This is a genomic window from Micromonospora sp. NPDC002411 (assembly GCF_053592955.1).
In genome coordinates this window covers 1-9,845 of the sequence record NZ_JBSFBM010000256.1, presented here as the reverse complement: position 1 = coordinate 9,845, position 9,845 = coordinate 1, and the positions used below count along the sequence as shown (strand labels likewise).

Sequence of the window (9,845 nt, the reverse complement as noted above, 5' to 3'; positions counted from 1 at the left end):
GCCCTGCACGAACCGCAGCCGCGGGTCGTCGCGGACGGGGTCGAGGTTGGCCCGGTTGCCCGAGTAGGTCAGTTTGTCGAGCACGGTCACGACCGTCGGCTCCAGTGGCGGCACGCCGTCGGCACTGCCGAGGGGCTTGCCCAGCAACAGGCGAACGTACTCCGACCCGATGAATCCGGCTCCGCCGGTGACGAGGATCCTCACGGGTCGGGGAGTCTACGCGAAGTCAGGTGCTCCGGGTGGGGTGTGACCCCCCCGCGCGTTCGGCGTTTGTGCCGCTAGGCTCTCCCGGTGCGTGGAATCCTACTTGCTGGCGGCACCGGCTCCCGGCTCTGGCCGATCACCCGGGCGGTCTCGAAGCAGCTGATGCCGGTCTTCGACAAGCCGATGGTCTATTACCCGCTCTCCACCCTGGTGATGTCCGGGGTCCGGGAGATCCTGGTGATCACGACTCCGGACGACCAGGACCAGTTCCGCCGGTTGCTCGGCGACGGCAGCCAGTTCGGGCTGCGCCTGGAGTACGCCGCGCAGGAGCGCCCGGAGGGCATCGCGCAGGCGTTCATCCTCGGTGCCGACTTCATCGGCACCGAGTCGGTGGCGCTGGTCCTCGGCGACAACATCTTCCACGGTGTCGGCCTGGGCCGGCAGCTCGCCGCGCACGGCGACCCGGTCGGCGGGCGGGTCTTCGCCTACCAGGTGGCCAACCCGCAGGAGTACGGCGTGGTCGACTTCGACGACAGCGGGCGGGTGCTCTCGATTGAGGAGAAGCCGGCCCGGCCGAAGTCCCGCTACGCGGTTCCCGGCCTGTACTTCTACGACAACCGGGTCGTGGACATCGCCCGCAAGCTCACCCCGAGCGCTCGCGGCGAGCTGGAGATCACGGCGGTCAACGAGGTGTATCGGGAGACCGGCGAGCTGTCGGTGACCGTCCTGGACCGTGGGACCGCCTGGCTGGACACCGGCACGTTCACCTCGATGATGCAGGCGGCCGAGTTCGTCCGGGTCGTCGAGGAGCGGCAGGGTCTGAAGATCGGCTGCGTCGAGGAGGTGGCCTGGCGGGCCGGCCTCATCGACGACGACCAGCTGCGGGCGCTCGCCACGCCGTTGACCAAGAGTGGTTACGGCGACTACCTGCTCGGTCTGCTGGCCGAGCCGAACGGCCAGCACGGGGGCGCGTGGTGAAGATCCGGGAGCTGAGCATCGAGGGCGCCTGGGAGATCAGTCCCCAGCAGCACGGCGACCCGCGCGGCATGTTCATGGAGTGGTACCGCTTCGACAAGCTCGCCGAGGCGGTCGGGCACCCCCTGCGGTTGGCCCAGGCCAACATGTCGGTCTCGGCGCGAGGTGTGGTGCGCGGCATTCACTTCGCCGACGTCCCGCCCGGGCAGGCCAAGTACGTCACCTGTGTGCGCGGAGCGGTCCTCGACGTGATCGTGGACCTGCGGGTCGGTTCGCCGACCTTCGGCCGTTGGGAGGGCGTCCGGCTGGACGACACCGACCGCCGGGCGGTCTACCTCAGTGAGGGGCTGGGCCACGGCTTCTGCGCGCTGACCGACGACGCTACGCTGAGCTACCTCTGCTCGGCCACGTACAACCCGACCGGTGAGCACGCGGTGCACCCGCTGGACGAGGAGCTGGGCATCGAGTGGCCCGCCGACGTCCCGCTGCTGTCCGCGCGCGACGACGCGGCGCCGACCCTCGCCCAGGCCCGCGAGCAAGGTCTGTTGCCGGAGTACGACAACTGCCAGCGGTTCGTGTCGAGCCTCGGGCCGGACGGAATGTCGCACTCAACCGGTATGTGACCGCGCCCGGAGCACGACCTGTGGTGTGACAGTGACGAACGGGCCCTCCGGGCGGCTAATGTCACACCATGGAGCGGCGAATCTTCGGCCTCGAGACCGAGTACGGCGTCACCTGCACCTATCGCGGGCAGCGGCGGCTGTCCCCGGACGAGGTCGCGCGCTATCTGTTCCGGCGCGTGGTTTCCTGGGGTCGGTCGAGCAACGTCTTCCTGCGTAATGGGGCCCGTCTCTACCTGGACGTCGGGTCGCATCCGGAGTACGCGACACCGGAGTGTGACTCGGTGACCGACCTGGTCGCCCACGACCGGGCTGGCGAGCGGATCCTGGAGGGCCTGCTCGTCGACGCGGAGAAGCGACTGCACGACGAGGGCATCGCGGGTGAGATCTACCTGTTCAAGAACAACACCGACTCGGCCGGCAACTCGTACGGCTGCCATGAGAACTACCTGGTCTCCCGACACGGCGAGTTCGGTCGGCTCGCCGACGTGCTCATCCCGTTCCTGGTCACCAGGCAGTTGATCTGCGGGGCCGGCAAGGTCCTGCAGACCCCGCGCGGCGCGGTCTACTGCCTGTCGCAGCGGGCCGAGCACATCTGGGAGGGCGTCTCCTCGGCGACCACCCGCAGCCGCCCGATCATCAACACCCGTGACGAGCCGCATGCCGACGCCGAGCGCTACCGGCGGCTGCACGTGATCGTCGGTGACTCCAACATGAACGAGGTCACCACGCTGCTCAAGGTCGGCACCGCCGACATCGTGCTGCGGATGATCGAGGCCGGGGTGGTGATGCGCGACCTGTCCCTGGAGAACCCGATCCGGGCGATCCGGGAGGTGTCGCACGACATCACCGGCCGGCGCAAGGTGCGGCTGGCCAACGGCAAGGAGGTCAGTGCCCTGGACATCCAGCAGGAATACCTGGCCAAGGCCACCGAGTTCGTCGAGCGCCGGGGTGGCGACCAGGCCGCCAAGCGGGTCGTCGAGCTGTGGGGTCGGGTGCTCAACGCGGTGGAGACCGGTGACCTGGAACCGGTCTCTCGGGAGATCGACTGGGTCAGCAAGCTGCGGCTGATCGAGCGCTACCAGCGCAAGCACGACCTGCCGTTGTCGCACCCCCGGGTGGCGCAGATGGATCTCGCCTACCACGACGTGCGTCGCGGACGCGGCCTCTACGGGTTGTTGGAGCGCCGCGGTGAGGTCGACCGGGTGGCCACCGACCCGGAGATCTTCGAGGCGAAGGAGACCCCGCCGCAGACCACGCGGGCCCGGCTGCGCGGCGAGTTCATCCGGCACGCGCAGGAGAAGCGCCGCGACTTCACCGTCGACTGGGTGCACCTGAAGCTCAACGACCAGGCGCAACGCACAGTGCTCTGCAAGGACCCGTTCCGGGCGTACGACGAGCGGGTGGAGCGGCTGATCGCCAGCATGTGACCGGTGTGCCGGCCCCGGCGGCGGCGTGAGCCGACGGGGCCGGTCGCCCCGGCGCACCGTGCGGTTAAGCTGAGCGCGCCATGACGACTTCTGGACCTTCCGACCGCTCCGAACGCGGCGAGCGGCAGAACTGGGTCGAACGCCGGCGGGAGAAGATCCGCGCCGAGGTCGACCGTAACCGGCGCGGTGAGTACACCGTGCCGACGTGGGTGCTGGCCCTGGCGCTGGCCCTCATCGTGGGCGGCTGGCTAGCCCTGATCTTCCTGGCCTAGCCAGGGAGCTGGGTTACGGCGTGGCGGCCGGCGGCGGCCGCTGCCAGGAAGTACGCGTGGTCGGCGTCGAGGCCCCGACCCATCGTGGACAGCGGCACGGCGCTGGACCGCAACGCGGCGTCGAGACCGGTGGTGGGCACCCGGACGATCCGGTGTCGGGTCATCAGGGGCGCCAGCGACGCGTCCACCTCGGCGGCGAGGGCCGGATCCAGGTCCTCGGGCACCACCAGGTCCGCCGGGGCGAGCGCCACCCGGCCGTACGCGGTCAGGCTGTGGTGCGACACACCTCGGTGTCGAGGCCGGGGATCAGCGTCGGAGATGCGCAACGAGCCGACCGCCCGGCCGCCCAGTGTGGCGATCGCGTTGACCGCCTCACCGACCGCGACGCCGGAGAAGCCCCACCGGGTGCCGGTGCCCAGGTTGCCGGGCCCCTGGGCCACGATGGCCACGTCGGCGCCCAGCACGTGCCGGGCGGCGAGCAGACCGCCGTGCAGTGTGGTGGCTTCCAGGTCGCCGCCGAAGGACTGCCCGACGGTGATCGTGCCGGCCAGTTCCTCGCGCAGCCCGGCGAGGGTGCGGGAGAACCAGGCGGGCAGGGCCCCACCGTCGGTGAGCAGGTACGCCACCCGCGCCTGTGGGGCGTCGGCCCGGATGCCCGCCAGGATCGCCGGTAGCGCCGAGTGCAGGTCGGCGGTGACCACCGGCAGGCCGCCCAGGTCGTCCGCGTCGGCCAGCACGTCGCGGTGCGGTGACGCCTCCTCGTCCACGCCGAGCAGGATCGGTTGCAGCGGCGTGTAGCGGGCCTTCACCAGGTGCCCGGCGTCGCGGGTATCGCCGATCGACGGAGGGTCTGGCGGCAGCCGGTCCGGCAGGGCCACCACCAGGGCGTACCCGCCGGTGCCCAACCCCATCAGCAGCGCGCCGGCGTTGAGCAGCACCCGGTCGCCGGGCTCGGGCGTACCGACCAGCTCGGGGTAGGCCAGCGCCCGCATGCGTGTGCCGTCGGGCAGGTCGACGTCGAGTTCCACCGCCCCGGTCCACTGCCGTCGCAGCGTCGCCACCGTCCCCGTACGCCATCGCACCATGACGGGCACGCTAGCCGCGCGGGCCTGACGGCCCGCGCCCGGGTGCGGCGGTGGCGCGGATCAGGTGGGCTCGGGGTCGCCGCCGGCGTCCGGGCTCGGCCTGGCCTGGGTGTGCCGGGCGGTGCCGGTGGCCCCCGGCAGTGAGCGGGTGGGATCGAGGAAGACGAAGCGGATCTCGCGGTACCGGCCGGTGAGCCGCCGTTCGGCCTCGTCGGCGGTGGCCTCGATCTCCGCGCCGGTCGCCTCGTCGCGGAAGTCGACCTTCGCGGCGACCAGGATGTCGTCCGGGCCGAGCTGCATGGTCAGCAGGGTGTCGATGCGCTCCACCTCGGGCAGCCCGGCCAGTTCCTGCTCGATCTCCTGGCGCAGTCGCTCCGGAACCGCCCGGCCGACCAGCAGCGACAGGTTGTTGGCGGCGAGGATCCCGGCGACCGCCAGAAGCAGCAGCCCGATCAGGATCGACGCGATGCCGTCCCACAGCTCGTCGCCGGTGGCGTGCGACAGGCCGACGCCGAGCCCGGCCAGCAGCAGACCGATCAGGGCCGCGCTGTCCTCCAGGAAGACGGCCTTGACGGTGGTGTCGGCGGTCAGTCGCAGGAACCGCCGGGGCGTGGTCTGCCAGCGTCGGGACTCACGGCGAACCTGACGCACGGCCCGGGTCAGGGAGACCGACTCGATGACGAACGACACCCCGAGCACGATGTACGAGATGAGGTAGTCGCCGCTGTGCTCGTGCACCAGGATCGTGGTGACGCCGTGGGTGACGGCGAAACCGGCGCCGGCGACGAAGGTGAACATCGCCGCGAAGAACGCCCAGACGTAGCTCTCCTTGCCGTACCCGAAGGGGTGCCGCTGGTCCGCCGGCCGGGAGCCGCGGCGTAGCGCCTGGTAGAGCAGCACCTCGGTGGTGGTGTCGGCGAACGAGTGCGCGGCCTCGGAGAGCATCGCGGCCGAGCCGGAGATCACCCCGGCGATCAGCTTGGCGATCGCGATGGCGAGGTTGGCGGCGCCCGCGACGATCACCGTGCCGACGCTCTCGCTCTCGGGCCTGGCCTCCGCTTGCGACATGAGGCTCACCCTATGACCGGATACGACGACGCGCCGGGGGAGCACCGATCCGAACAAGTGTGCGGCACGCCCCGCGCGGGTGCACGTCGTGGGCGCGTCGGCTGCTAGCGTCTACCGCGTGTCGCGGACCCGCACCGAACGCCTGGTCAACCTGGTGATCTGCCTCCTGTCCACGCGACGGTTCCTGACCGCCGCGCAGATCGCCGCGACCGTGCCCGGTTACGAGCATGATCCGGACGACGCGCGCGACCACGAAGCGTTCCAACGCAAGTTCGAACGGGACAAGGCCGAGCTGCGCGAACTGGGCGTGCCGCTGGAGACCGGCACGGCGAGCGCCTTCGACGCCGAGCCGGGTTACCGGATCGCCCACCGCGAGTACGCGCTGCCCGACATCCTCCTGGAGCCCGACGAGGCCGCCGCCGTGGGCATCGCCGCACGGCTGTGGCAGCACGCCGGGTTGGCCGCCGCGGCGTCGTCCGGGCTGGCCAAGCTGCGCGCCGCCGGGGTGGACGTGGACCCGCAGGCCACCCTCGGCCTGGAGCCAATGGTGACTGTCGACCCGGCGTTCGCGCCGTTGACCGCCGCCGCGCGGGACCGCCGCGAGGTCGGGTTCGACTACCGGGTGCCCGACCGGGACGCGCCGAGCCGTCGGCGGCTGCAACCGTGGGGCGTGGTCTGCTGGCGCGGCCGGTGGTACGTGGTCGGCCACGACCAGGACCGAGAGGCGACCCGCTGCTTCCGGCTGTCCCGGGTCGTCGGCGCGGTCCGGGTGACCGGTGCGCCGGGCGCGTACGAGCCGCCCGCCAACGTCGACCTGATCAGCCACGTGGCCCGTTGGTCGGGTCCGGTGGAGCGCACCGGCCGGGCCACCATCCTGGCCGCGTCCGGCCGGGCCGCCGGGTTGCGCCGCTGGGCGGTGGAGGTGACCACCGGGCCGGACGGCGACCGGCTGGTCCTGCCATACGCGGACCCGGACGGGCTGGCCGGTCACCTCGTCGGCTACGGCCCGGACGTGCGGGTGCTCGACCCGCCGGAGGTCCGCGAGGCCGTCATCCAACGACTCAAGGAGATCGCCGTCCGACACGACGAGCTGACCGTGAGCGGAGGTGCCCGGTGACTCGCCCGACCGCCCGGGCCGGCTCCCGCGCCTCGGCGGACCGGTTGGCCCGCCTGCTGAACCTGGTGCCCTACCTGCTGGCCCGGCCCGGCATCGAGATCGCCGAGGCAGCGGGCGATCTCGGCGTGACCGAGCGGCAGCTCCGGGAGGACCTGGAGCTGCTCTGGGTGTGTGGGTTGCCCGGTTACGGTCCCGGTGACCTGATCGACATGGCGTTCGACGGTGACCGGGTGACGATCACCTACGACGCCGGCATCGACCGGCCGCTGCGGCTCACCCCGGACGAGGCCCTCGCGTTGGTGGTCGCGTTGCGGATGCTGGCCGAGACGCCCGGCGTCGCCAACCGCGAGGCCGTCGAACGGGCCCTGGCGAAGATCGAGGACGCGGGGGACCTGGTGGGCGCGCCGGTGGCGGTCCGGCTGCCCGGTGACACCCGGCGGGTCGAGGCGCTCCGTGCCGCCGTGGAGGGCGGGAAGGCGCTCCGGATCACCTACTACACAGCTGCCCGGGACGAGACCACCGACCGCGTCATCGACCCGCTGCGGGTGCTGATGGTCGGTGGTCGGGCGTACGTGGAGGCGTGGTGTCGGCGCGCGGAGGCGGTCCGGCTGTTCCGCGCCGACCGGATCGACGCCATCACCGAGCTGGACGAGCCGGCCACTGTGCCGCCGCAGGCCGTGCCGCACGACCTCACCGAGGGGGTGTTCCGCCCCTCGCCCGACCTGCCGCTGATCACACTGCGCATCGGTCGCAGCGAGCGGTGGATCACCGAATATTATCCGTGCGAGCGGGTGGAGGCCGGCGACGGCGACCAGTGGCTCGTCTCCCTGCGGGTCACCGACCTGCTGTGGGCTCGCCGGTTCGTGCTGGGTCTCGGTCCGGAGGTCACAGTGGTCGCCCCGGTCGAGCTGGCCGAGCAGGTCCGGGCGACGGCCGCCGCAGCCCTGGACGCGTACGCCGTGCCCGCGCCCACCACGGCGCCCCGGCGACCCGAGGTCGACCAGGACAACGCGCCGTCGGGTGACCGGGCGGTGGCCGGCCACACCCAGTAGGCTGACCGCCGTGCTGATCTGGATCGTGCTCGCGCTGGTGCTGCTCCCTCTCGTGGCGCTCGCGCTGGCCGTGCGCCCGGTGCTGGCCCGGTTGCCTCAGTTGCGCCGCGCAGCCGTGGCGTTGCAGCGGCGGGCCGCCGAGGCCGAGGCGCTGCAGGACACCGCCGAGACGCTGCAGCAGCGGGCCGAGGGAGTCCAGCGTCAGCTCGATACCGCGTCCCGACGGCTCGCGGTGATCAAGGCGAAGCGCGGCTGACCGACCCCTCGTCCGGCGGCTGTTGACGGATCATCCCGGGTTGGTCAAGACTTCACCCTCCGGGCCAGACCACCACCACCCGGCGGGTGGCAGGCAGCCGATCCGCACGTACGATGGGCTGCGTACCACCCCCTCGGACACAGACCGACTGGAGCTTCTCATGGGTGCCCTCAAGCCGTGGCACATCGCTGTTCTCGTGGTTGTGCTGATCCTGCTCTTCGGTGCGAAGCGGCTCCCCGACGCGGCCCGTTCGCTGGGTCGGTCGCTGCGGATCATCAAGGCCGAGACCAAGAGCCTGCAGGACGACGACCGCGACCTCGCCGAGAAGGCCGACGCGCAGGCCGGCTACCAGCCGCTGCCGCCGCACGCCGGGCAGCAGGCGCCGTACGCCGGGCAGCCGCAGCAGCCGCCGTACCAGCAGGCGCCGCCGCAGCAGCCGGTCGCCGACCCGGTGCACCGCGTCCGCGACAACTGACCGAAGGGCACCACTGTCGTGGCCTTCGCCCTGCGCAAGCGCGGCCCGAGCACGTTCGAGCGGGCCGCCGACGGCTCGATGACGCTCATCGAGCACGTCCGCGAGCTGCGTAACCGTCTGTTCCGCGCGTCGCTGGCGATCCTGGTCGGCTTCGGCTTCGGGTTCTGGTTGGCCGAGCCGGTGCTGCACCTGCTCCAGCAGCCCTACTGCGATCTGCCGCAGGCCAGATATGTCGACGGCAAGTGCGAGTTCGTGCAGCTCGGCCCGGCCGACCTGTTCCTGCTCAACCTGAAGGTCGCGCTCTGGGTCGGGTTGATCGTGGCCGCCCCGGTGTGGCTCTACCAGCTCTGGGCGTTCATCGCGCCCGGCCTGCACCGGCACGAGCGGCGCTACGCGTACTTCTTCACCGCCCTGGCCGCGCCGCTGTTCGCAGCCGGTGCGGTGCTGGCGTACTTCGTCACGGCCAAGGGCCTGGAGTTCCTGCTCAGCATCTCGGCCAACGAGATCAGCACGACCCTGGAGATCACCAAGTACATCTCCTTCGTCACCAACCTGATCCTGTTGTTCGGGGTGGCCTTCGAGTTCCCGCTCGTCGTGCTGATGCTCAACTTCGTGGGCATCGCCAGTGCGAAGCGGCTGCTCAGCTGGTGGCGGGTGGCGATCTTCGTGTTCTTCGCCTTCTCCGCCGTGGTCACTCCCACCCCGGACCCGTTCGGGATGACCGCCCTGGCGCTCTGCCTCTCCGCGCTCTACTTCGGTGCGGTGGGCATCGCCTTCATCAACGACAAGCGGCGTGGGCGCGGCAAGGAGGTCTACGCCGGCATCGACGACGACGAGGTGTCGCCGTTGGAGTTCGACGCGGACCCGGTCGTGGCCGGGCAACGGGTCGACGCGGCGGAGCCGATCGGCGTACCCGAGCCGGTCGCCAAACCGGCGCCGATCGAACGTCGCTACGACGACATGACCTGACGGCCCCGCGCCGACCGGTCAGCCGACGCCGTCCCCGTCTTTCGGGGGCGGCGTCGCCGCGTCACCCCGAGCGTCGGCGGGAGGACTGATGGTGACGGCGCCCGCCCCTGGTGAACGGCGGGTGTCCGACCGGTACGGTGCTGCCCGTGACCGCAGACGATCACCTGCCCGGCCCGGTCGACCGCGCCCCGCTCCCCGGTGGCCCGGTGGCCGTACTCACGAACCCGCTGGACCCGGGTCACCGTCACCGGCAGGTACGACCCGGCGAACACCGTGCTGGTCCGTGGTCGGACGGTGGACAGCCGGGTCGGCTTCGAGGTGC

12 protein-coding genes and 1 pseudogene are annotated in these 9,845 nt (G+C 71.5%); 10 read left to right on the top strand and 3 right to left on the bottom strand.

The annotated features are described in order from the left end of the window. A partial coding sequence (locus ACWCO3_RS25475; RefSeq protein WP_450012396.1) for an NAD-dependent epimerase/dehydratase family protein occupies positions 1 to 204 on the bottom strand: 204 nt, incomplete at its 3' end. Between the two features lie 87 nt (positions 205 to 291). Between ACWCO3_RS25475 and rfbA the strand changes: the two genes are divergently transcribed. From rfbA to ACWCO3_RS25455, 4 genes are all read left to right on the top strand, one after another. Continuing rightward, positions 292 to 1,182 carry a glucose-1-phosphate thymidylyltransferase RfbA gene (rfbA, locus tag ACWCO3_RS25470; protein WP_145782002.1) on the top strand — a complete coding sequence of 297 codons (891 nt, stop codon included), beginning with the start codon at positions 292 to 294 and terminating at the stop codon, positions 1,180 to 1,182. Next, positions 1,179 to 1,802, top strand: a complete 624-nt coding sequence (rfbC, locus tag ACWCO3_RS25465; protein ID WP_358053055.1) for a dTDP-4-dehydrorhamnose 3,5-epimerase — start codon at positions 1,179 to 1,181, stop codon at positions 1,800 to 1,802. The genes rfbA and rfbC overlap by 4 nt, the downstream gene beginning before the upstream one ends. A 68-nt stretch (positions 1,803 to 1,870) precedes the next feature. Then, positions 1,871 to 3,229 (top strand): Pup--protein ligase, encoded by a 1,359-nt coding sequence (pafA, locus tag ACWCO3_RS25460; RefSeq protein ID WP_088989658.1) that lies wholly within the window; start codon positions 1,871 to 1,873, stop codon positions 3,227 to 3,229. 80 nt (positions 3,230 to 3,309) lie between these two features. Then, a complete protein-coding gene (locus tag ACWCO3_RS25455) occupies positions 3,310 to 3,501 on the top strand; it encodes a hypothetical protein (protein WP_145781999.1) in 192 nt (63 codons plus the stop codon). On the opposite strand, the gene ACWCO3_RS25450 is transcribed toward ACWCO3_RS25455, so the two are convergent. Both ACWCO3_RS25450 and ACWCO3_RS25445 read right to left on the bottom strand, forming a co-directional pair. Further along, entirely contained in the window at positions 3,498 to 4,586 is a 1,089-nt protein-coding gene (locus ACWCO3_RS25450) for a DUF3866 family protein (RefSeq protein WP_450012393.1), read from the bottom strand. The two genes, ACWCO3_RS25455 and ACWCO3_RS25450, sit on opposite strands and share 4 nt — an antisense overlap. A 60-nt stretch (positions 4,587 to 4,646) precedes the next feature. Next, the gene (locus tag ACWCO3_RS25445; RefSeq protein WP_145781995.1) at positions 4,647 to 5,654 is read right to left on the bottom strand and encodes a cation diffusion facilitator family transporter; all 1,008 of its coding nucleotides are present in this window, start codon (positions 5,652 to 5,654) and stop codon (positions 4,647 to 4,649) included. A gap of 118 nt (positions 5,655 to 5,772) precedes the next feature. On the opposite strand from ACWCO3_RS25445, the gene ACWCO3_RS25440 reads away from it, so the two are divergent. The 6 genes and pseudogenes from ACWCO3_RS25440 to ACWCO3_RS25415 all read left to right on the top strand — a co-directional run. Next, the gene (locus tag ACWCO3_RS25440; protein WP_145781993.1) at positions 5,773 to 6,771 is read left to right on the top strand and encodes a helix-turn-helix transcriptional regulator; all 999 of its coding nucleotides are present in this window, start codon (positions 5,773 to 5,775) and stop codon (positions 6,769 to 6,771) included. Then, entirely contained in the window at positions 6,768 to 7,823 is a 1,056-nt protein-coding gene (locus tag ACWCO3_RS25435) for a helix-turn-helix transcriptional regulator (RefSeq protein ID WP_145781992.1), read from the top strand. Before ACWCO3_RS25440 ends, ACWCO3_RS25435 begins: the two co-directional genes overlap by 4 nt. A gap of 10 nt (positions 7,824 to 7,833) precedes the next feature. Continuing rightward, positions 7,834 to 8,079, top strand: a complete 246-nt coding sequence (locus ACWCO3_RS25430) for a hypothetical protein (protein ID WP_145781990.1) — start codon at positions 7,834 to 7,836, stop codon at positions 8,077 to 8,079. A 160-nt stretch (positions 8,080 to 8,239) separates the two neighbouring features. Beyond that, complete coding sequence (gene tatA, locus ACWCO3_RS25425; protein ID WP_145781988.1) at positions 8,240 to 8,554, top strand: Sec-independent protein translocase subunit TatA; 315 nt, start codon at positions 8,240 to 8,242, stop codon at positions 8,552 to 8,554. Between the two features lie 18 nt (positions 8,555 to 8,572). Beyond that, a complete protein-coding gene (gene tatC, locus ACWCO3_RS25420) occupies positions 8,573 to 9,523 on the top strand; it encodes a twin-arginine translocase subunit TatC (RefSeq protein ID WP_145781986.1) in 951 nt (316 codons plus the stop codon). 228 nt (positions 9,524 to 9,751) lie between these two features. After that, a pseudogene (locus tag ACWCO3_RS25415) lies at positions 9,752 to 9,845 on the top strand (SURF1 family protein); the annotation flags it as partial.

Excerpts from the sequence above, each read along its gene's own strand:
- ACWCO3_RS25445 (WP_145781995.1), bottom strand. The coding sequence starts at position 5,654 with ATGTCGCAAGCGGAGGCCAGGCCCGAGAGCGAGAGCGTCGGCACGGTG.
- tatA (WP_145781988.1), top strand. The coding sequence starts at position 8,240 with ATGGGTGCCCTCAAGCCGTGGCACATCGCTGTTCTCGTGGTTGTGCTG.
- pafA (WP_088989658.1), top strand. The coding sequence starts at position 1,871 with ATGGAGCGGCGAATCTTCGGCCTCGAGACCGAGTACGGCGTCACCTGC.
- ACWCO3_RS25455 (WP_145781999.1), top strand. The coding sequence starts at position 3,310 with ATGACGACTTCTGGACCTTCCGACCGCTCCGAACGCGGCGAGCGGCAG.
- ACWCO3_RS25450 (WP_450012393.1), bottom strand. The coding sequence starts at position 4,586 with ATGGTGCGATGGCGTACGGGGACGGTGGCGACGCTGCGACGGCAGTGG.